We start from the raw sequence: 19,474 nt of genomic DNA on the forward strand, positions 1-19,474 counted from the left end.
TCAGTCATCGTCTGAGCCTAACCGCGGATGCTGTGGCAGGGTAGCCCGCATGCGCGTCGCGGTGGTCGCTGGACCCGATCCGGGACATGCCTTTCCGGCGATCGCGCTGTGTCTGCGATTCCTGGCCGCCGGCGACGCCCCGACCCTGCTGACCGGCCGGAAATGGCTGGAGGTGGCTCGCGGTCAGGGAATCGGCGCGGTCGAACTCGACGGACTCGATCCCACATCGGTCGACGACGACGCCGACGACGGCGCGAAGATCCATCAACGGGCGGCGCGGATGGCGGTGCTGAACACCCAGCGCATCGCCGATCTGGCGCCGGACGTGGTGATCTCCGATTCGATCACCACCTGCGGGGGGCTGGCCGCGGACCTGCTCGGCGTGCCCTGGATCGAGTTGAACACCCATCCGCTGTACCGGCCGTCGAAGGGGTTGCCGCCGCTGGGCAGCGGACTGGCCCCCGGCACCGGTCTGCGCGGCCGGATGCGCGACTCGGTGCTACGGGCGCTGAGCGCACGCTCGTGGCGCGCCGGTCTCCGCCAGCGCGCCGCGGCACGTGTCGGAATCGGTCTGCCGGCGCATGATCCCGGCCCGCTGCGGCGACTGATCGCCACTCTTCCCGCCCTGGAGGTGCCGCGCCCCGACTGGCCCGGCGAGGCCGTCGTCGTGGGCCCGCTGCATTTCGAGCCGACGACGTCGGTGCTGCCACTGCCCCCGGGTGACGGGCCGGTGGTGGTGGTGGCCCCGTCCACGGCCACCACCGGAGCCAAGGGACTGACCGAACTGGCTTTGGAGACACTGATACCGGCGCAGGTGCTGCCGGCGGGTGCGCGGGTGGCGGTGTCGCGGCTCGAAGGTCCCGAAGGGGAGCTTCCACCGTGGGCGGTGGTCGGCCTCGGTCGTCAGGACGAACTGCTGTCCGCGGCGGACCTGCTGATCTGCGGTGGCGGCCATGGAACCGTCGCCAAAGCACTGCTGGCCGGCGTGCCGATGGTGATCGTGCCCGGTGGTGGTGACCAGTGGGAGATCGCCAATCGTGTTGTGCGCCAGGGGAGTGCGCAGCTGATCCGGCCGTTGACCGGAGCGGCTCTGGCCGCCGCGGCGCGGGAGGTGCTGGCCACACCGCGCTACCGGGAGGCTGCCCGGCAGGCCGGTGCGACCGCTACGCAGGTCGCCGATCCGGTACGGGTGTGCCATGAAGCCCTGCAGGGGTCAGCGTAAGTTGGTCGTGTGCGGCTGACGGAATTCTCGGAGCTCGTCGAGCACCAGTTCGGTGCGGCGCGGGCCTCGTCGCTGTTGCTCGACCACGTGTTGACGAGCCTGGGTGGCCGCACCGGCGCGCAGGCCATCGAGGACGGCATCGACCCACGCGAGGTGTGGCGGGCATTGTGTGCCGACTTCGACGTGCCCCGCGATCAGTGGTGAGTCACCCGGCGTTGCCGGGTTGGGCCGGGCTGCTGTGCGGCTACCCGTGTGACCAACGTCACAAACGGGGTGACGTGGTCTGTGCTTGCGACAACGCAGCGTTGGCCAGCGCCAGCGTCGCGCGGGTCGCCGCGTCCAGATCGGCGACCTCGCCAGGGGTCAGCGCCCCACAGATCCAGTCCCAGTGCGCCGCCACCGTCTGCCCGGGGATCGGTGCGGGCGCCAACGACGCACCGTCGCGGCGCCACCGCACCCGCTCGGGCGTGGGCGCCCCGAGGCCGAGCTCGCCGGCGACGAAAGTCAGCGGACGTGACACCACCACGGCGTGCTCGTCGTCCACGGCGTCGACGACGCCCCAGCGGATCCGGCAGTCCTGCATCACCTTCACCGGCGTGCGGGGGTCGCGATGCAGGAACCGCGCCCACGGGTAGACCACGAACACGTGAAAACTGTGATTCGCCAGCGCATTCTGCGGCGACACCTCGGCGAGCAGGCCGGTGACCTGACCGCTGAACGCCTTCCGCAACGTGGCCAGCAGCACGTCGGCGTCGACTTCGGCCAGCAGCGGCCCGCCGAGCCAGTAGCTGCGCACGATCTGTTCGTCGAGCGGGTCGTGCTGATCCACGGCTGCGGCGATGGCGTTGAGATAGGGCCAGGCCCCGTCGAACTCGCGGGCGTAGTCGGCCAGGTCGGCCGCCCCTGGCCTGGGAGGCGCAACGGTGCCCGGGGGTCCGCAGTACCCGAGTTCGTTGGGTGGGAACGCGTACCGGGCGAACATCGCGTGGCCGGGATGGTTCCGGTGGCTGCCCGCCGTCATTCAGCAGATCCGCGGAAGTTGTTCACCGACAGGAAGATCCACCACCCGGGTGCCTCCCAGCGCGGTGCGTGCCACCACCATCCCCGGGTGTTCGGTGACGCAACCGCCGATCACGGTGGCGCGCCCCCCGAACGGATGGCTGTGCATGGCGGCGAGCACCGCCGCGGCATCCTCTGGTGCGACGAACGCGATCAGCTTGCCTTCGTTGGCGACGTACAGCGGGTCGAGCCCAAGCAGCCCGCACGCATCGCGGACCTCACCGGGGATGGGCAACGACCGTTCGTCGAGTGAGATCCCGACACCCGCCGCCCTGGCGATCTCGTTCAGCGTCGCGCCGACACCGCCCCTGGTGGGGTCGCGCAGCGTGTGGATGTCCGCGCCGGTGTCGATCATCGCTGCGACCAGTCCGTGCAGCGGCGCGCTGTCACTGGCGACGGTGGTCGCGAACTCGAGGCCGTCACGGCAACTCATCACCGCCACGCCGTGCACGCCGATGTCACCGCTGACGATCACCACGTCGCCGGGGCGGGCCCGCTGCGGACGGATGTCGGCGCGACGGTCCACCAGGCCGATGCCTGCGGTGTTGATGTACACGCCGTCGCCGTGCCCAGAGTCGACGACCTTGGTGTCACCGGTGACCAGCTTCACCCCGGCCGCCACCGCGGCGGTGCCGACGGCGTGTGCGACGCGGGCGAGTTCGGTCAGCGGGGTGCCCTCCTCGAGGATGAACGCGGTCGACAGCGCCACCGGTTGCGCACCGGCCATCGCCAGATCGTTGACCGTGCCGTTGACAGCCAGATCACCGATGCTGCCACCCGGGAAGAACAGCGGTTTGACGACATAGGAGTCCGTCGAGAAGGCCAACCTCTCGGCGCCCACCTGCAGCACCGCGGAATCACCCATCTGGGCGTCGGCGGCCGAACCGTAGGCCGGCAGGAACAGGTGCTCGATGAGCTCGGCGGACATCGCCCCACCGCCGCCGTGTCCCATCAGGACGTTGGGCGCATCGCGCAGCGGGGCCGGGCACACCCAGGCCTCCATGTCGATGGTCGACTGCTCGGCGGCCGACGTGTCGGAGTTCGTCTCAGGCATGCGTCACCTCCAACCGTCGGTACAGGTAGTAGGCGGCGCAGGCGCCCTCGGACGAGACCATGGTGGCGCCCAGCGGGTTGCGCGGCGTGCACAGGGTGCCGAAGGCAGAGCACTCGTGGGGTTTGATCAAGCCCTGCAACACCTCTCCGGAACGGCACACCGCAGACTCCGCGGTGTGGATGTCGGTGACTGCGAACCGGTGCTCGGCGTCGTAGTCGCGATACTCGGCAGACAGTCGCCAGCCGCTCGAAGGGATCATCCCGATACCGCGCCAGGACCGGTCGGTGACCTCGAACACGTCACACAGCATGGCCTTGGCCGCCGCGTTGCCGTCCGCGCGCACCGCACGCGGGTACGCGTTCTCCAGTTCGTGACGGCCCGATTCCAGTTGCAGCACGGTGCGCCGGATACCTTCGAGGATGTCCAGCGGCTCGAACCCGGTCACCACGATGGGGATGCCGTACTTGTCGCACAACGGCGGATACTCTTCGGTTCCCATGACCGAGCAGACATGGCCCGCGGCCAGGAACGCCTGCACCCGGCAGGTGGGCGACTCCATGATCGCCGCGATGGCCGGCGGTACCAGGACGTGCGATACCAGCAGCGAGAAGTTCTTGATGCCAAGACGTTTGGCCTGGTAAACCGTCATCGCGTTGGCGGGCGCGGTGGTTTCGAAACCGATTCCGAAGAACACCACCTGCTTGTCGGGATTGTCCTTGGCGATGGTGAGGGCGTCGAGCGGCGAGTACACCACCCGCACATCGCCGCCCTCGCTCTTGATCCGGAACAGGTCCTTCCCGCTGCCCGGAACTCGCAGCATGTCACCGAACGAGCAGAAGACGACATCGGGCCGGGAGGCGATCTCCAGCGCCTTGTCGATGATCTCCAACGGTGTCACGCACACGGGGCAGCCCGGCCCGTGGATCATCTCGATCTCGTCGGGCAGTAGTTGGTCGACCCCGTGACGGATGATCGAATGTGTCTGCCCACCACAGACTTCCATGATCGACCAGCGCCGGCTGGTGGCCGCACGGATCTGATCGAGCAACTTGCCCGCCAGTTCGGGATCGCTGAACTCGTCCAAGTATTTCATCGTGTCACCTCTGGATTTTCCAGCCCTGCCTGCTGCGCGGCCAGTTCGAAACCGTCACCGAACTCCTCGTTGAGCACCCCGAGGCGTTCGAACTCGGCCAGCGTCTGGATCGCCGATTCCTCGTCGAGACGCTGAATCGCGAAACCGACATGCACCACCACGTATTCGCCCACCCGGGCGTCGGGTATGTACTGCAGACAGACTTCCTTCTGGACGCCGCCGAAGTCGACGACGGACATCAGGGTGCCGTCGCGGTCCTCCATCCGCAGAATCTTCCCGGGTACCGCCAGACACATGAGCAGTCCTGCCTTTCCTACTACCCCGAGTTCCCGACCATCAACTGACCCAGCGCGATGCCGCCGTCGTTGGGAGGAACCCGGCGATGGGTGATGACCTCGAAACCGTTGTCGCGTAGCGCCGTGAACGCCGCCGCGGCCAGCAGCGCGTTCTGGAACACCCCACCCGAGAGCGCGACCGTGTTGGTAGCGACCGCGTACTCGGTGGCGAGGTCGACGATCAGCCGGCCGACCGCGGCGTGGAAGCGGGCGCCGATCACGCCCGCAGGTACACCGTCGCAGACATCGTCGACGACCGCGCGCAGGAGTGGCCCGGGATCGATCTGTGCCGGCACGGGTGCGAGGTCGACGCCGAAGCGGTACCGGCGCGCACCGGGGTCCACGCCGCGGGTCAGACCCTCCAGCTCGATGGCCGCCTGCGCTTCGTAGTCCACCACCTGGCGCACGCCGGCCAGCGCGGAGACGGCGTCGAATAGCCTGCCCATGCTCGAGGTCGGCGCGCACCCCAACCCGGTCTCGAGTTGGTGCCTCAACACGGCCTGCTCGTCCGGCGGGCAGGCACGTACCGGTGGCAGGTCGTCGGTCCACGCCACCCCTGCCTCCCACAGATGCGCCATCGCCATCCGGTAGGGCCGCAGCACGCTGACGTCGCCGCCGGGCAGCGGAACGTACTTCAGGTGCGCCGTCCGCCGGTAGCTCTTGTAGTCGGCGAGCAGCACCTCGCCGCCCCAGATCGCGCCGTCGGGACCGTAGCCGGTGCCGTCGAACGCGAAGCCGAGCACCTCTTGTGAACCGTCGAGGCCGTGTTCGGCCATCACCGCGGCGATGTGGGCGTGGTGGTGCTGAACCAGCCGCACCGGCCGGCCGTCGGCGTTGCGGTGGGTCCACGACGTCGAGCGGTATTGCGGGTGCGCGTCGGCGACGAGGATCTGCGGGCGCACCCCCGTCAACGCACTCAGGTGCCCGGCCGCGGCGTCGAACGCAGCCAGCGTGGCCAGATCGTCCATGTCGCCGATGTGCTGGCTCAGCCATGCGTAGCCGCCCTCGGCGACCGCCAGGGTGTTCTTCAGGTCGGCGCCGACCGCCAGCGTCGGCGGCACGGACACCGGCAGGGCGACCGGTAGCGGCGCGTACCCGCGCGACCGCCGGATCGGGAGCTCGATGCCGTCGCCGAGAGAACGGACCACGGAATCATCGCAGGGCACCAGGATCGGCCGGTCATGGGTCAGCCAGCCATCGGCGAGGTGCGAGAGTCGTTGCACCGCATCGTCGTCGCGGTAGCAGATCGGTTCCCCACCGAGGTTGCCCGAGGTCATCACCAGGGCGGCCGGACCCGGCTCGTCGCCGGGCAGACCCAGCAGCAGCGTGTGCAGCGGTGCGTAGGCGAGCATCACGCCGAGGTCGGGGTTGCCCGGCGCCACCGACTCGGCGACGCGAGCCGTCGGTGCCCGGGCCATCAACACGATCGGCCGCTGCGGACCCGACAACAGTCGTTCAGCCCCCTCGTCGAGCACACAGAGCGTGCGCGCCGCTGCCACATCGGCGACCATCACCGCAAAAGGTTTGTCCCCGCGGCGTTTGCGCCGACGCAGCTCGGACACCGCAGCGTCGTTCCCGGCATCGCAGGCGAGGTGGTAGCCCCCGATGCCCTTGACGGCGAGGATGCCGCCGTCGCGCAGCAGCTGCCGGGCGCGTCGCAGCCCGTCCTCGGCTGCGACGCGACAGCCCTGCCCGTCGAGGTACATCAGTGTCGGGCCGCACTGCGGGCAGCACACCGGCTGCGCATGGAACCGACGATCGCCCGGATCGGCGTACTCGGCCGCGCAGTCGGCGCACATCGGGAAGGCCGCCATCGTGGTGGTCGCGCGGTCGTAGGGGACCGCGGCGATGATCGTGAACCGCGGACCGCAGTTGGTGCAGTTGACGAAGGCGTGTCGGTAGCGGCGGTTGGCCGGATCGCGTTGTTCGGCCTCGCAGTCGGCGCACATCGCCACGTCGGGCGAGACCAGGGTGCGGCCCCCGTCCCGGTGGGAGGTGTCCGCGATCCGAAAACCGGTGCCGCCGGCCGTGGGAATGTCTCGAATCTCGAGCGCTTCGATGACGGCGAGCGGCGGGGGCTCGCGGCGCAACCGATCCAGGAAACCGTCGATGTCGCCCGGTTCCCCCTCGACCTCGATGACGGCGCCGGCGCTGTCGTTGCGCACGGAGCCGGACAGGCCGGCCGCCGCGGCGGTGGTGTAGACGAACGGCCGGAAGCCGACACCCTGGACCACACCGTGCACCCAGATCCGCCGCCGGCACCGCCCGCTCACGGCGGATCCTCGATCCCGCTGCCCATCAACTTCAGCCCGGCCAGCGCGGCGGCCGCGCCGGCCTCGTCGGTCTTCTCGACGACGAATCCCATGTGGATGACCACCCAGTCGCCAGCGGAGAACGTCTCCTCGGGCAGCATGCCGATGTTGACCTTGCGGGGTTCACCCGCGACGTCGACGAGGGCGAGTTGGCCGCCATACCCGTCGAGCATGTGGACGACCCGTCCGGGGATTCCCAGGCACATCGGTCAGCCCTCCCGCGCCGCGCTGCGCGCGGCAAGCTCGGCGAGTACGTCCTCGACCGCGCGCGCCGCGCCCGGGACGGCAGCCGCGACCACATCGGACAGGCCGATGCCCTCCTCGATGCAGCTGACTTCACACCCGATCACCACCGTGTAGGGCGGACTGCCGCCGAGCGCGTTGAGGCCGGCGAACACCGCCGCCGGATCCATCGCGTGGGCATCCAGACCTGTTGCCGCCGACAGAGTGTCATGGTCGGCCTCGAAGACGTGCAGGGTGCCGGGCGCGCCGCGGTCGGGCAACGCGTCGACGAGCACCAGCGCGTCGTACCCGTCGAGTAGATCGTAGGCCAGATGCATGCCGCGGATACCGTAATCCGTCGCGCGGACGGCCGGGTCGGTCAACTGTGGTGCCACGCGGCGCAGCACCTCCGGTCCGAAGCCGTCGTCGGAGAGGAAGATGTTGCCGATGCCGGCCACCAGGGTGATAGACGTGATGCCTCCGACCTGCTACATCCGGCGCATCTTCAGGTAGCGCTGCGCATCGGGTATGGACCGAATGCCGAGCGTCACCGCCAGCACAACAACCACTGCCGCCACCACCGTGGCGATCCAGCCGACTACCTCCATGTCGAACTCCTTTCCGAGCCGAGATCCTGAGCGTCGAGAGGTTCGACCTCGTCAGGTGCGAAATACAGGTAACGGCCGTACCATTCGTGCAGGTCGGCCGCCGGATCGTCCTCGATCACCACGCCGACATGAGTCTCGCCGTCGACGGTCTCGTGCACCGACGTAACGCGCGCGACCCGGTCCATGTAGAACAGATCCTGGGCGTCGGCTCGTCGGGTGGGCCGCAGCCGGACCCGGCTGCCGCAGCTCACAGGCATACCGTTCACCAGCACGGCATCCACCCCGGGGTTCACGGCGTTGTCGGCCATCGGATCCCACCAGTCGACGCCTTCGGGGATCTGCGGGATGAGGCCCGTGTCCGCAGCCGCGGCGTGCGGATCCCGCAGCACGCCATGGAGGTTGAGCAGCGCCTCCGGTGACATCATGTCGCAGCGGTCGATGAGCGCTGCGGCGAGCGGGTCGGTGGCCCGGGCTTGGGCCTTCTCCTGGTCGGTCATCGTCATGATGCGCAAGGTGAGGATCTCGTCGATCTCGGTGGAGTCGTAGAGCGCACCGTCGCTCTGTTCGGCGATCTCGGGGTGGTCGTACAGGATGATCGGCGAGATCAGCATCAGGTCACGGGCCCCGGCGGGTCCGGCCAGGACCGGGAAGCAGCGGTGGCGCCGGCAGCGTGCTACCGCGGCGGCGGCATCCGGGGGCGGTTCCAGCAGCGAGACGAACTGCCCGCCCTGCACTTCCGTCAGCGCGTGGGTGCCGATCAGCGATGTGGCGATCGCGTCGTCCTTGTCGGTGGCGGGCGGGGCGATGTTGTGCACCGCCACGCTCACCCTGGTCAATCCGCCGTCCGACGCCGCTGCCAGGGTCAGCTCGGCGCGCAGTTCGCGCCGGGTGCGGACCAGGCGACCGGCGTCGACAGTCTCGATGTCGCTGCCCGCGGGGATCACCAGCGGAAGTCGCAGGGTGCCCTGGATGTCGCCGAGGGGGATCGGACCGAACGGGATCTCGTGTTCGACCGCCTCGTCCCACCGCAGCCACGATCGGTCACCGGCGATGAGTTCGTCGACAGCTTCGAAACCACCGTCGCCGGTGGCGCGTTCGACTGCCCGGTGCTGCAACTGCAGGAAGCGGACGACGACTGACAAGGTCGCGGCCCCTCCCCGCTGGACCAGCACGTCAGCCGACAGCGTGCTGTTCTCGCCGATGCCGCATTGTTCGGCGTCTTGCGGGCCGAGCACCCCGAACTGCCAGCGGGACTGGTTCTTGGCGGACGTCGCGCGGTACGGGTAGAGCAGATACCCCTCGTAGAGCACGGCGTCGGCGACGGCGCGGGCCCGGACCCAGTCGGCGCTCATCGCACGTCCTCGCTGGCCCGGGACAACAGCGCCAGGATCGCCTCGTCGTGGGACAGCAGGGCGTGTGCAGACCGGTAGTGCGCGAGAGCGTCGACGGTGTCGCGGTCCAGTCGCAGCCAACCGGTGTTCGGGAAGTGCTGGTCGATCAGGTCCCGCCACACCGACACCGGCATGTGGTGGCGGTCTTCCCGGTCCCACGGCACCTGCAGGACCGAGAAGCCACGGCTTCCCTGGACGAACACGGTGCCGCTGAACAAGAACTGCAACGGCACCGCCCCGTCGCGGAGGGCATGCAGGTACTTCGCGGAGGACACTTCGAAGTCGTAGGTGCACTGCAGCGGCAGATCGACCTGGGTGGCCCCGGTGAACCCGGGCACCATGGCGGTGGTGTGCTGCCACAGGAACGTGTGCTGGGTGGTGGCCCATCGGTCGCGGGCGCCGAAGAGATCGGTCAGGCCCTGCGCCTCCTCGTCGGAGTAGCTGCGCCGCAGCGGATCTATCCGAACCTGGCAGCGCAGTGCGATCGCGTGGATCGGTTCGTCGCCGACCGCGGCGATGCCCACCCGGGCGGTCAGGACGGGAGTGACCGCGTACGGTTCCGGCGCTACGTCGAGCACCGCGAACGTCACCTCGGTCCCCGTCATCCGGTGACCACCTTGCTGCGGGCCGCGACGGACGCGAAGAACTCGTCCATGTAGCTACGCGCCTGTTGCCCGCCGTCGAAACCCCGCCACAGCATCCGCAGCCGGCCGACGAACTCGTAGCAGGCGTCGATCGGCAGTAGATGGCACACCGGCTCGGCCGCGCCGGCGTCGTGACGGCCGGCGGCGAGGACGCGCACCAGCAGAGCCTCGGTGTCGTCGGCGAGGATGCCGACCCGCGGGTCGGCGGTCCGCAGGTCATTCCAGGATTCCAGATCCAGTTCGGACTCGGTGGCCCCGGCCGGGCCGGGATAGAACGCCACAGTGCGGCCCAGGTGGGAGTTGCGGAAGAAGAACGCGACCCCGACCGGAATCTGCAGGGCCTCCCACCGTCGGCGGTCGAGGGCGAACTGTGGGAACGCCAGATAGCGGTCGGGCACTGCACGGTAGCGCAGCGTGGCGTGCTGATCGGTGAACAGCAGATAGCAGCCACGGCACACGCACATCAGTTGGCGGCCTTCGACGTTCACCACGTGCTGGTGCTCGTCGGCGATGCGTTCGGCACACATCTCACAGCTTTCGCCGGCAGCCGGCGGCGCCGTGCGGTTGCCCCGGATGCGGGCCAGCACGTCGTAGGCGCTCGCCGAGCTCATCAGGCCACGCTCTCGGCGGAGGGGCGAGGCAGCGCCATCGACAGCACGCCGTCTCGCGTCAGCACCGGGACCGGGTCCAGATGGGCCGCGTCCCCGCCGCTCCCGTCGATCGAGGCCCCGGCATGCACGACGTCGAAGTGCGCGTGGCAGCTGGGACACCGCAACACGACATCGGCGGAGGCCATCCGGCGGTGCAGTACCGCGCCCGCCAATGATGCACCACAGCCACCGCAGCGGTCCCGGTAGGCGTACACGTCGTCACCGACGCGGCAGGCCAGCACGGTCACGTCCGCGACCCGGAAACCGCCCACCTCACCGGGTGACAGCTCTGCCAGCTCGGGGACCGGATGCCAGGCCGCGGGTGCGTGCGCGGCGTGCACCCGGTCCAGCAGCGACTGCGCCGGAATGATGTTCGACGCCGACACCGTGTCCGGCTGCGGTTCCGCGGCGACGACTTCGATCGAGGAGACCTCCGGTGCGGCGGCGCGCACCGCGTCCTCGACCGCCAACTCGAGCGTGACGGCCGACGACGGGCAGCTCTTACAGCTGCCGGAGAACTGCAGCCGAACCACGTCGCCGTCGACGTGCAGCAGGTGCACGTCGCCGCCGTGCGACCCCAGATACGGCCGAACGGTGTCCAACGCGTCGGTGATCCGCCGCTCGACCGAATGCGGGTGCAGGCCGTGCACCAGCAGCAGGCTGGCGACCAGGTCGTCGGCGGCGAGTTCGTCGGCGAGCTCGGGGGACACCTGCACCGCGTGCCCCATCAGCCGCGCCAGCGCCGCGCCGTACAGGTCGGTCACCTCCCGCACGAGGTGCTCGGCGCGTTCCCGGGCGGCGGCACCGCTGACTGCGCTGGCGTCGAGCAGCGCTTGTATCCGATCGCCCGCCGTGCGCCACTGCGTCTCTGCCATGGATACGTCCACGGGTGACGGTCCAGCCGGGCCCATACGTTATTCCCCGGTGATCGACTGAGTGGGGGAGTGCAGCATGTCCAGGCTCTTGCCGTCACCCAGATACATGTGCACCCCGCACGGCAGACACGGATCGAAGCTGCGCACCGTGCGCATGATGTCGATGCCCTTGAAGTTCTCCCGGCTGTTCTCCTCGAAAATCGGCTGTCCCTGCACCGCGTCCTCGTAAGGGCCTGGGGTGCCGTAACTGTCGCGTGGATTGGCGTTCCACGGTGTCGGTGGGTACGGGTGGTAGTTCGCGATCTTTCCGTCGCGGATCACCATGTGGTGTGACAGGACCCCGCGCACCGCCTCGGTGAAGCCGCAACCGATGCCCTCCTCGGGGACTTCGAACTTCTCCCAGGTCTTGGTGCGCCCGGCCCGGATCTCCACCAGTGCCTTCTCGGCGAAGTGCAGCGCGCTGGCGGCAGCGTAAGCCTGGAAGTAGGTACGGGCCCGGTTGCGTTCCAGCGTGTTGCTCCCGTACTGCGGGATCCTCCATTCGAACTCGACCGGCCCCATCAACGCGGTCTTCGGCAGGTTGATCTGCACGCTGTGACCGGTGGATTTCACGTAGCCGATGTCGACCAGCCCGGCCAGTGCGGTGGACCACAACCGGGCCAGCGGGCCGCCGCCGGTGTCCAGCGCCAGATGGTCCTTGCCGTCGAACCAGCGCGGCGACATCACCCAGCTGTAGTTGTCGTCGAAGTCGCGCTTCTGCGGCTTGGGATTTGTGTGCTGATTCCACGGGTGCCGCCGATCCACCGGATTGCCCAGCGGGTCGGTCTTGACGAACATCTCCTGGTCTTCCCAGTCGTCGTAATACGAACTGCCCAAAAGGATCCGGATGCCGACGTTGATGTCCACCAGCGACGTGGTGACCAGCTTGCCATCGACCACCACGCCGGGGGTGACGAACATCTTTCGGCCCCAGTTCTCCATGTCCTTGTAGGCGAAGTTGCAGTGCTCGGGGTCCTGGAACGAACCCCAGCACCCGAGCAGCGTGCGTCGCAGCCCCACCTGGTCGTAACCGGGCAGCGCCTCGTAGAAGAAGTCGAAAAGGTCGTCGTGCATCGGCACGACCTTCTTCATGAACTCGACGTAGCGCATCAACCGGGTCATGTAGTCGGTCATCAACTGGATGGTCGCCGTGGTGCCCACACCGCCGGGATACAGCGTGGAGGGATGCACGTGCCGCCCCTCCATCAGGCAGAACATCTCCCGGGTCCACCGGCTGACCTGCAAGGCCTCCCGGTAGAAGTCGCCGGTGAACGGGTTGAGCGCGCGCATGATGTCGGCGATGGTCCGGTAGCCGTGCATGTCGGCATGCGGTGATCGGGTGTTCTCCGCCTTGGCCAGCACACTCGGGTTGGTCTCGGCGACCATCTTCTCGCAGTAGTCGACCCCCACCAGGTTCTCCTGGAAGATGTTGTGGTCGAACATGTATTCCGCAGCTTCTCCGAGGTTGACGATCCACTCGGCCACATGCGGCGGCTGCACCCCGTAGGCCATGTTCTGCGCGTAACAGGAGCAGGTGGCGTGGTTGTCGCCACAGATCCCGCAGATGCGGCTGGTGATGAAGTGGGCGTCGCGGGGGTCCTTACCCTTCATGAAGATCGAGTAACCGCGGAAAATCGACGACGTGCTGTGGCACTCGACGACCTCCCGGTTCTCGAAATCGATCTTGGTGTAGATGCCGAGGCTGCCGACGATCCTGGTGATGGGATCCCACGCCATCTCTACCAGTTGGCCGGGATCGCGCTTCACATGGGACGGCTCGGGGATGATGGTGGTCATCGAGATCTGCTTCTTTCGTCTAGATATGCTGCACGAGGCGATGATTCGACACCGGGTGTCACGAGGGCACGCCCGGTGCGCCGCTACCAGGTGCGAGTCGCTCCGCTTTCGAGGTTCGGACCGCGGTGGCGCCACTTGGGCTCTTTGTCCACCGTCTTGCCGGTAATCTGGCGCAGGCTGCGGATGACGGAGCCGTACAGGCCGGACGCCGTGGTCGACACCTTGCCGCCGGGGGGCTCGTCCATGAACGGCATGAACTTGTCCGGGAAGCCCGGCATGGTGCACCCGATGCAGATCCCGCCCACGTTCGGGCAGCCGCCGATTCCGTTGATCCAGCCGCGTTTGGGCACGTTGCACTTGACCACTGGACCCCAGCAGCCCAGCTTGACAATGCATTTCGGCGAGCCGTACTCGGTGGCGAAGTCGCCCTGCTCGTAGTAGCCGGCCCGGTCGCACCCCTCGTGAACAGTCTGACCGAACAGCCATTGTGGCCGCAGTGCCTCGTCCAGCGGGATCATCGGCGCCTGGTCCGTTGCCATGTACAGCAGGTACGTCAGGGTTTCCGAGAGGTTGTCCGGATGAATCGGACAACCAGGCACGCACACGATGGGGATGCCGGCCTTGCTCTTCCACTCCCACCCCAGATAATCGGGGACTCCCATGGCGCCGGTCGGATTGCCTGCCATCGCATGGATTCCGCCGTAGGTGGCGCAGGTGCCGACAGCGACGATCGCGGTCGCCTTGGGCGCGAGCCGGTCGAGCCACTCGCTGGTCGTCATCGGCTGCCCCGTTGCCGGGTCATTGCCGAAACCACACCAATACCCTTCGTCATGGAGCTGCTCGTTGGGAATCGATCCCTCGACGACCAACACAAACGGTTCCAGTTCGCCTCTGTCTGCTTTGAAGAACCATTCGAGGAAGTCGTCGGCACCTCCATTGGGCCCACACTCGAAATCGATGAGGGGCCAGTGCACGGCGATCTTGGGTAGCCCGGGGAGCGCGCCCAGGGCGATCTCCTCGATGCTGGGTTGGGTGGCGGCAGTCAACGCCACAGAATCACCGTCGCAACTCAATCCGGCGTTGATCCACAGCACGTGGATCAATGCCTCTTCCGCTTTGACTGCTGCCTCTGTCGGCATTGTCACAGCTTTCCGAGCTCCGGGCTGGGGAGCCCTGCGCCAATGGAGTCGACCCTCGGCCCACTTGCGTGGCGCTAACTCTGGGTCTACTCCGGCGAGTTTGTCTTGTCAACGGAATGCAGTGACATCTGCCCGCTTTCGGCTCGGTTTGCCAGAACCTTGATCCAGTCGTACCAATCGGCGATACCATCACCACTTGTCGCTGACAGCGGCAGTATATTGACGCCGGCGTTCAGCGACCGTGCATATTCGGCACACGCCTCGAGATCGAAGTCGACATACGGCAGCAGGTCCGTTTTGTTGATGACGACCAACCCCGCGGCGGCGAACATGTGGGGGTACTTCAGCGGCTTGTCCGCGCCTTCGGTCACCGAGATCACAACGACCTTGCTGTTCTCCCCGAGGTCGAACATGGCCGGGCAGACGAGATTGCCCACGTTCTCGATGAACAACAGCGAACCGGGTTCCGGGTCGAGGGTGTCGAGGGCGCGCCGCACCATGTCGGCATCGAGGTGGCAGCCCGCGCCGGTGTTGATCTGGACCGCGCGGGCGCCGGCGGCGCGGATGCGGTTCGCGTCGAGCAGCGTTTCCTGATCTCCCTCGATGACCGCGATCGGCCGTTGTCCGCCCAGGTCGCGGATCGTGCGTTCCAGGAGCGTTGTCTTTCCGGCTCCCGGCGAGCTCGTCATGTTGAGCGCCAGGATTTTGCGGTCGGCCAGCCACCGGCGATTCTCCTCGGCGACCAGATCGTTCTTCGCGAGGACCTTCTGCTCGAGGGTGATCGTCTCGGTGTGGATGTGGTGGTCCCGATGGTCGTGATCGTGCGGATGGTCGTGATCGTGCGGATGGTGGTGGCCGGCCAGCGTGATGACGGCGTCGTCTGCGCCGCAGCCACAGGTAGCGCACATGGTCAGCTCACTTCCATCGACATGATCCGCAGGTCCCGGCCTTCGAGCACCTCTACGTCGGCACTGCCGCAGGGGCACAACAGGATCGGGTCGCTCAGTTCGAAACGGACAGCACAGCTTCGGCACCGCGCGGCGCCAGGTCGGACGTCGACCTCGAGCGTGGCGCCGTCGGCGACGGTGCCCTCGACCGCCAGGCCGAAGCAGAACTCCATCGCCGCCGGCACGATCGCGCACAGCGCGCCGACTTCGAGTTTGACGCTGTGTACCCGTCGTCCGGCGGCGTGTTCGCATACCGCGTCGACGACGCTCTGTGTGATCGCCATTTCGTGCATGTCGCCCCGTTCTGGCCGGGTGAGCCCACGATAGGCCGGAGTCCGGCGAGTGTCCACGAATCGGCCGGTGCCCCGTCACGCGGGCCGCGGCGCGCCTTCCGGCAGCACCCGGCGCAGGAAGTCGATCTGGTCGGTCTTGACTTGCGGGTCTGAGTAGATGTCGAAGTGGTCGTAGGGGTACCGGCGCAGTTCGCCGCGTAGCGCCCGGTGCGCAGCCTTCTCCGTCGGTCCCGGTGGCGTGGTGGTGTCGTTGTCACAGACGCACACCAGCAGTGGCATCTGGAGCCGCGAGGCTTTGCGGCCGGGCCGGTAGAACGGGAAGCGCAGCATCAGCCGCGCTGCGAACGCGTTGCGCCACAGCGAATCCCCGCCCACGATGGCCTCATAACCGGGCCGGGCGCCGGGGGAGGTCATGGCGGCGATGTCGCCCGGGTCGCCGATAGCGGGCGCCAGCCGGGGCGGGCGGCCGCGCCAGGCCTCCAGTTGATCGCGCACCCCGTCGACGGTGAGAGCCGCCGCGGTCCGCAGCGGCACCTGCCGCAGGGCGGCGATGGAGTCGGTGAAGGGAGCCTGGGAGATCACCGCCGCGATCCGGGGATCGTCGGCGGCGACGGCCAGCACGTGGCCGCCGCTGAAGGACGATCCCCACAGGACGATCCGATCCGGATCGATGCCGTCCTGCCTGCGCGCCCATTCGACGACGGAGTGGTAGTCCTGCTGCTGGCGGCGGATGTCGAGCAGCTGGCGCGGTCTGCCGGTCGAGGCGCCGAAGTGCCGGTAGTCGAAGAGCACCACGACGTACCCGGCGTCGCGGAACGCCTCGGCGTATGGGGGCAGCCCGTCGTCGCGGGTGCCGCAGAAGCCGTGGGCCATGACGATGCAGGGGGATGGGCCCGGGTCCCGCGGCCGGTAGAGGTAGGCGGCGAGCTGCTCGCCGCGGCTCGGGATCCGGAGGTCCTGTGCTGCCGTCATGCTCGACAACGTAGTCCGTCGGCGTGTCTGCTTGAATCGAACACCTGTTCGTCTACTGTGGGGAGCGTTCGACGCAGTGACTTGTCGGTGCCCTGATCTAACGTCACGGCCAACCGACCGAGAACCGGTCAACAACGACTACCGGAAGAGGTATCACCATGGCGCAAGCGCCCGACCGCGAGAAGGCCCTCGAGCTGGCTCTCGCCCAAATCGAGAAGAGTCACGGCAAGGGTTCGGTGATGCGGCTCGGCGACGAGGTCCGCCAGCCGATATCGGTCATCCCCACCGGGTCGATCGCGCTCGACGTCGCACTGGGCATCGGTGGCCTGCCGCGCGGCCGGGTCATCGAGATCTACGGCCCGGAGTCCTCCGGCAAGACCACCGTGGCGCTGCACGCTGTCGCCAATGCGCAGGCCGCAGGCGGGATCGCGGCATTCATCGACGCCGAGCACGCGCTCGATCCCGACTACGCCAAAAAGCTGGGCGTCGACACAGACGCACTGCTGGTGTCCCAGCCGGACACCGGCGAGCAGGCGCTGGAGATCGCCGACATGCTCATCCGGTCCGGTGCCCTGGACATCCTGGTCATCGACTCCGTCGCCGCGCTGGTCCCGCGGGCCGAGATCGAGGGAGAGATGGGCGACAGCCACGTCGGTCTGCAGGCCCGTCTGATGAGCCAGGCGCTCCGCAAGATCACCGGTGCGCTGAGCAACTCGGGTACCACCGCCATCTTCATCAACCAGCTCCGCGAGAAGATCGGAGTGATGTTCGGGTGTTTCTCCTACGGCACTCGGGTGCAGCTGGCTGACGGGACGACCGAGAAGATCGGCAAGATCGTCAACAACAAAATGGACGTCGAGGTGATGTCCTACGACCCGGTCACCGATCAGATCGCGCCCCGCAAAGTGGTGAACTGGTTCAACAACGGGCGGGCGGAGCAGTTCCTGCAGTTCACTGTCGCGAAGTCCGGAGGTAACGGCAGGTCGCAATTCGCGGCCACCCCGAATCACCTGATCCGGACGCCCTCGGGATGGACCGAAGCCGGTGACATCATCGCCGGTGACCGTGTCATGGCCGCAGAGCCGCACCTGCTCAGTGAGCAGCAGTTCCAGGTGATCCTGGGTTCGCTCATGGGCGACGGGAACCTGTCGCCGAATCGTCGCGACCGCAACGGTGTCCGGTTCCGTATGGGGCACGGTGCCAAGCAGCTGGATTATCTGCAGTGGAAAACCGATCTGCTTGGCAACATCAAACATTCGGTCCGCGAGAACGACAAAGGTTCGCGGTTCGCAGACTTCACGCCGCTGCCCGAGCTCGGTGAGTTGCGCCGTGCGGTATACCTCGGCGACGGCAAGAAGTTTCTGTCGGAGGATTATCTCAAGGCGCTGACCCCGCTCGCATTGGCCGTCTGGTACATGGATGACGGGAGTTTCACCGTTCGGTCCAAGGGCTTGCAGCAGCGGACCGAGGGCGGCAGCGGGCGCATCGAGATCTGTCTAGAAGCAATGACCGAGGGTTCGCGGGTCCGACTGTGTGACTACCTGCGTGACGCCCACGGGCTCGACGTGCGATTGCGCTCGGCAGGTGCGTCGGACAAGGCCGTGCTGGTGTTCTCCACAGCGGCCTCGGCGCAGTTCCAGGAGATGGTGGCGCCGTACATGGCACCGTCGATGGACTACAAGCTGCTCCCACGGTTCCGCGGCCGTGGGCGGGTGACGCCACAGTTCGTAGAGCCGAGTCAGAGATTGGTGCCTGCGCAGGTGCTCGACGTCCACGTCAAGCCTCATACCCGGTCGATGAACCGCTTCGACATCGAGGTGGAGGGCAATCACAACTATTTCGTCGACGGTGTCATGGTGCACAACTCGCCCGAAACAACCACGGGCGGAAAGGCTTTGAAGTTCTATTCGTCAGTGCGTCTGGACGTCCGCCGCATCGAGACCCTCAAGGACGGCACCGACGCGGTCGGCAACCGCACCCGGGTCAAGATCGTCAAGAACAAGGTGTCGCCGCCGTTCAAGCAGGCCGAGTTCGACATCCTCTACGGCAAGGGCATCTCCAAGGAGGGCTCGCTCATCGACATGGGGGTCGAGCAGGGCTTCATCCGTAAGTCCGGGTCGTGGTTCACCTACGAGGGTGAACAGCTGGGCCAGGGCAAGGAAAACGCCCGCAACTTCATGATCGAGAACCCCGAGATCGCCGCCGAGATCGAGAAGAAGATCAAGGAGAAGCTCGGCATCGGCGCCGTGGTGACTGATGAGGCAGTGGCTGATGACGCGCTTCCCACCCCCGTCGACTTCTGAGTCGCCGGCAGAGTCGCCGTCACGGGAAGAGCAGGCCAGGGCGCTGTGCCTGCGCCTGCTCACCGCGCGGGCGCGCACCCGGGCCGAGTTGGCCGGCCAGCTGCAGAAGCGGGGTTATCCCGACGATGTGGGCGCACACGTGCTCGACAGGCTGGCCGATGTGGGGCTGGTCGATGACGAGGAGTTCGCCGAGCAGTGGGTGCGTTCACGACGGATCAACGCCGGCAAGGGTAAGCGCGCGCTGGCTGCCGAACTGCGCACCAAGGGCGTCGACAACGAGGTGATCACCGCTGCGCTTGCGGATATCGATGCAGGCGCTGAGCGGACCCGTGCCGAGCAACTGGTGCGGGACAAGTTGCGTCGGGAAAAACTCGGCGACCCGGACGACAGGGATGCGGAGAACAAGGTGGCACGCCGGCTTGTCGGGATGCTCGCTCGTCGTGGATACGGGCAGTCGATGGCCCTCGACGTGGTCACCGCGGAGCTGGCGAATGAGAGGGAACGTCGCAGGGTGTAGTC

At 67.5% G+C, this 19,474-nt stretch carries 21 protein-coding genes; 4 read left to right on the plus strand and 17 right to left on the minus strand.

Annotated features, from left to right (window positions below):
* Positions 1-49 precede the first annotated feature (49 nt).
* Together BEMPMBAN_RS05590 and BEMPMBAN_RS05595 are read left to right on the plus strand one after the other, a co-directional pair.
* Positions 50-1,222, plus strand: a complete 1,173-nt coding sequence (locus BEMPMBAN_RS05590; RefSeq protein WP_159229409.1) for a glycosyltransferase — start codon at positions 50-52, stop codon at positions 1,220-1,222.
* Between the two features lie 9 nt (positions 1,223-1,231).
* Complete coding sequence (locus BEMPMBAN_RS05595; protein WP_159229410.1) at positions 1,232-1,426, plus strand: DUF3046 domain-containing protein; 195 nt, start codon at positions 1,232-1,234, stop codon at positions 1,424-1,426.
* A 58-nt stretch (positions 1,427-1,484) separates the two neighbouring features.
* On the opposite strand, the gene BEMPMBAN_RS05600 is transcribed toward BEMPMBAN_RS05595, so the two are convergent.
* The 17 genes from BEMPMBAN_RS05600 to BEMPMBAN_RS05675 form a co-directional block, all read right to left on the minus strand.
* Positions 1,485-2,243: a DUF6390 family protein gene (locus BEMPMBAN_RS05600; RefSeq protein WP_200845880.1), complete on the minus strand. Its 759-nt coding sequence runs from the start codon at positions 2,241-2,243 to the stop codon at positions 1,485-1,487.
* A complete protein-coding gene (gene hypE / locus BEMPMBAN_RS05605) occupies positions 2,244-3,335 on the minus strand; it encodes a hydrogenase expression/formation protein HypE (RefSeq protein ID WP_159229411.1) in 1,092 nt (363 codons plus the stop codon).
* Positions 3,328-4,428 carry a hydrogenase formation protein HypD gene (gene hypD / locus BEMPMBAN_RS05610; protein WP_159229412.1) on the minus strand — a complete coding sequence of 367 codons (1,101 nt, stop codon included), beginning with the start codon at positions 4,426-4,428 and terminating at the stop codon, positions 3,328-3,330. The genes hypE and hypD overlap by 8 nt, the downstream gene beginning before the upstream one ends.
* A complete protein-coding gene (locus tag BEMPMBAN_RS05615; protein WP_159229413.1) occupies positions 4,425-4,724 on the minus strand; it encodes a HypC/HybG/HupF family hydrogenase formation chaperone in 300 nt (99 codons plus the stop codon). The genes hypD and BEMPMBAN_RS05615 overlap by 4 nt, the downstream gene beginning before the upstream one ends.
* A gap of 20 nt (positions 4,725-4,744) precedes the next feature.
* On the minus strand, positions 4,745-7,036 hold the full coding sequence (gene hypF / locus BEMPMBAN_RS05620; protein WP_159229414.1) for a carbamoyltransferase HypF: 2,292 nt from the start codon (positions 7,034-7,036) through the stop codon (positions 4,745-4,747).
* Positions 7,033-7,281: a HypC/HybG/HupF family hydrogenase formation chaperone gene (locus BEMPMBAN_RS05625; RefSeq protein ID WP_159229415.1), complete on the minus strand. Its 249-nt coding sequence runs from the start codon at positions 7,279-7,281 to the stop codon at positions 7,033-7,035. The genes hypF and BEMPMBAN_RS05625 overlap by 4 nt, the downstream gene beginning before the upstream one ends.
* Positions 7,282-7,284: 3 nt before the next feature.
* Positions 7,285-7,773 (minus strand): hydrogenase maturation protease, encoded by a 489-nt coding sequence (locus tag BEMPMBAN_RS05630; RefSeq protein WP_159229538.1) that lies wholly within the window; start codon positions 7,771-7,773, stop codon positions 7,285-7,287.
* Positions 7,774-7,785: 12 nt separating this feature from the next.
* The gene (locus BEMPMBAN_RS33095) at positions 7,786-7,905 is read right to left on the minus strand and encodes a DUF6893 family small protein (RefSeq protein WP_425294932.1); all 120 of its coding nucleotides are present in this window, start codon (positions 7,903-7,905) and stop codon (positions 7,786-7,788) included.
* On the minus strand, positions 7,896-9,257 hold the full coding sequence (locus BEMPMBAN_RS05635) for a hypothetical protein (RefSeq protein ID WP_159229416.1): 1,362 nt from the start codon (positions 9,255-9,257) through the stop codon (positions 7,896-7,898). Before BEMPMBAN_RS05635 ends, BEMPMBAN_RS33095 begins: the two co-directional genes overlap by 10 nt.
* A complete protein-coding gene (locus tag BEMPMBAN_RS05640; RefSeq protein WP_159229417.1) occupies positions 9,254-9,901 on the minus strand; it encodes a DUF6084 family protein in 648 nt (215 codons plus the stop codon). The genes BEMPMBAN_RS05635 and BEMPMBAN_RS05640 overlap by 4 nt, the downstream gene beginning before the upstream one ends.
* Positions 9,898-10,551, minus strand: a complete 654-nt coding sequence (locus BEMPMBAN_RS05645; protein ID WP_159229418.1) for a DUF5947 family protein — start codon at positions 10,549-10,551, stop codon at positions 9,898-9,900. The genes BEMPMBAN_RS05640 and BEMPMBAN_RS05645 overlap by 4 nt, the downstream gene beginning before the upstream one ends.
* The gene (locus BEMPMBAN_RS05650; protein ID WP_159229419.1) at positions 10,551-11,501 is read right to left on the minus strand and encodes a NifU family protein; all 951 of its coding nucleotides are present in this window, start codon (positions 11,499-11,501) and stop codon (positions 10,551-10,553) included. The genes BEMPMBAN_RS05645 and BEMPMBAN_RS05650 overlap by 1 nt, the downstream gene beginning before the upstream one ends.
* 3 nt (positions 11,502-11,504) lie before the next feature.
* Positions 11,505-13,301, minus strand: coding sequence for a nickel-dependent hydrogenase large subunit (locus tag BEMPMBAN_RS05655; RefSeq protein ID WP_159229420.1), 1,797 nt, complete (start codon positions 13,299-13,301; stop codon positions 11,505-11,507).
* Between the two features lie 83 nt (positions 13,302-13,384).
* Positions 13,385-14,440 (minus strand): NADH-quinone oxidoreductase subunit B family protein, encoded by a 1,056-nt coding sequence (locus BEMPMBAN_RS05660; protein ID WP_159229421.1) that lies wholly within the window; start codon positions 14,438-14,440, stop codon positions 13,385-13,387.
* A gap of 86 nt (positions 14,441-14,526) precedes the next feature.
* A complete protein-coding gene (hypB, locus tag BEMPMBAN_RS05665) occupies positions 14,527-15,348 on the minus strand; it encodes a hydrogenase nickel incorporation protein HypB (protein WP_159229422.1) in 822 nt (273 codons plus the stop codon).
* Between the two features lie 2 nt (positions 15,349-15,350).
* Entirely contained in the window at positions 15,351-15,680 is a 330-nt protein-coding gene (locus BEMPMBAN_RS05670) for a hydrogenase maturation nickel metallochaperone HypA/HybF (protein WP_159229424.1), read from the minus strand.
* A gap of 75 nt (positions 15,681-15,755) precedes the next feature.
* The gene (locus BEMPMBAN_RS05675; RefSeq protein ID WP_159229426.1) at positions 15,756-16,652 is read right to left on the minus strand and encodes an alpha/beta hydrolase; all 897 of its coding nucleotides are present in this window, start codon (positions 16,650-16,652) and stop codon (positions 15,756-15,758) included.
* Between the two features lie 158 nt (positions 16,653-16,810).
* On the opposite strand from BEMPMBAN_RS05675, the gene recA reads away from it, so the two are divergent.
* Both recA and recX read left to right on the plus strand, forming a co-directional pair.
* Positions 16,811-18,955 (plus strand): intein-containing recombinase RecA, encoded by a 2,145-nt coding sequence (recA, locus tag BEMPMBAN_RS05680; protein ID WP_159229428.1) that lies wholly within the window; start codon positions 16,811-16,813, stop codon positions 18,953-18,955.
* Positions 18,924-19,472, plus strand: a complete 549-nt coding sequence (recX, locus tag BEMPMBAN_RS05685; RefSeq protein WP_159229430.1) for a recombination regulator RecX — start codon at positions 18,924-18,926, stop codon at positions 19,470-19,472. The genes recA and recX overlap by 32 nt, the downstream gene beginning before the upstream one ends.
* The last annotated feature ends 2 nt before the right edge of the window (positions 19,473-19,474 follow it).

Source organism: Mycolicibacterium austroafricanum (assembly GCF_902705885.1).
Classification (GTDB): domain Bacteria; phylum Actinomycetota; class Actinomycetes; order Mycobacteriales; family Mycobacteriaceae; genus Mycobacterium; species Mycobacterium vanbaalenii_A.

Excerpts from the sequence above, each read along its gene's own strand:
- BEMPMBAN_RS05590 (WP_159229409.1), top strand. The coding sequence starts at position 50 with ATGCGCGTCGCGGTGGTCGCTGGACCCGATCCGGGACATGCCTTTCCG.
- BEMPMBAN_RS05600 (WP_200845880.1), bottom strand. The coding sequence starts at position 2,243 with ATGACGGCGGGCAGCCACCGGAACCATCCCGGCCACGCGATGTTCGCC.
- hypE (WP_159229411.1), bottom strand. The coding sequence starts at position 3,335 with ATGCCTGAGACGAACTCCGACACGTCGGCCGCCGAGCAGTCGACCATC.
- hypD (WP_159229412.1), bottom strand. The coding sequence starts at position 4,428 with ATGAAATACTTGGACGAGTTCAGCGATCCCGAACTGGCGGGCAAGTTG.
- BEMPMBAN_RS05615 (WP_159229413.1), bottom strand. The coding sequence starts at position 4,724 with ATGTGTCTGGCGGTACCCGGGAAGATTCTGCGGATGGAGGACCGCGAC.
- BEMPMBAN_RS05625 (WP_159229415.1), bottom strand. The coding sequence starts at position 7,281 with ATGTGCCTGGGAATCCCCGGACGGGTCGTCCACATGCTCGACGGGTAT.
- BEMPMBAN_RS33095 (WP_425294932.1), bottom strand. The coding sequence starts at position 7,905 with ATGGAGGTAGTCGGCTGGATCGCCACGGTGGTGGCGGCAGTGGTTGTT.
- BEMPMBAN_RS05635 (WP_159229416.1), bottom strand. The coding sequence starts at position 9,257 with ATGAGCGCCGACTGGGTCCGGGCCCGCGCCGTCGCCGACGCCGTGCTC.
- BEMPMBAN_RS05640 (WP_159229417.1), bottom strand. The coding sequence starts at position 9,901 with ATGACGGGGACCGAGGTGACGTTCGCGGTGCTCGACGTAGCGCCGGAA.
- BEMPMBAN_RS05645 (WP_159229418.1), bottom strand. The coding sequence starts at position 10,551 with ATGAGCTCGGCGAGCGCCTACGACGTGCTGGCCCGCATCCGGGGCAAC.
- BEMPMBAN_RS05650 (WP_159229419.1), bottom strand. The coding sequence starts at position 11,501 with ATGGGCCCGGCTGGACCGTCACCCGTGGACGTATCCATGGCAGAGACG.
- BEMPMBAN_RS05655 (WP_159229420.1), bottom strand. The coding sequence starts at position 13,301 with ATGACCACCATCATCCCCGAGCCGTCCCATGTGAAGCGCGATCCCGGC.
- BEMPMBAN_RS05660 (WP_159229421.1), bottom strand. The coding sequence starts at position 14,440 with ATGCCGACAGAGGCAGCAGTCAAAGCGGAAGAGGCATTGATCCACGTG.
- hypB (WP_159229422.1), bottom strand. The coding sequence starts at position 15,348 with ATGTGCGCTACCTGTGGCTGCGGCGCAGACGACGCCGTCATCACGCTG.
- BEMPMBAN_RS05670 (WP_159229424.1), bottom strand. The coding sequence starts at position 15,680 with ATGCACGAAATGGCGATCACACAGAGCGTCGTCGACGCGGTATGCGAA.
- BEMPMBAN_RS05675 (WP_159229426.1), bottom strand. The coding sequence starts at position 16,652 with ATGACGGCAGCACAGGACCTCCGGATCCCGAGCCGCGGCGAGCAGCTC.
- recA (WP_159229428.1), top strand. The coding sequence starts at position 16,811 with ATGGCGCAAGCGCCCGACCGCGAGAAGGCCCTCGAGCTGGCTCTCGCC.
- recX (WP_159229430.1), top strand. The coding sequence starts at position 18,924 with ATGACGCGCTTCCCACCCCCGTCGACTTCTGAGTCGCCGGCAGAGTCG.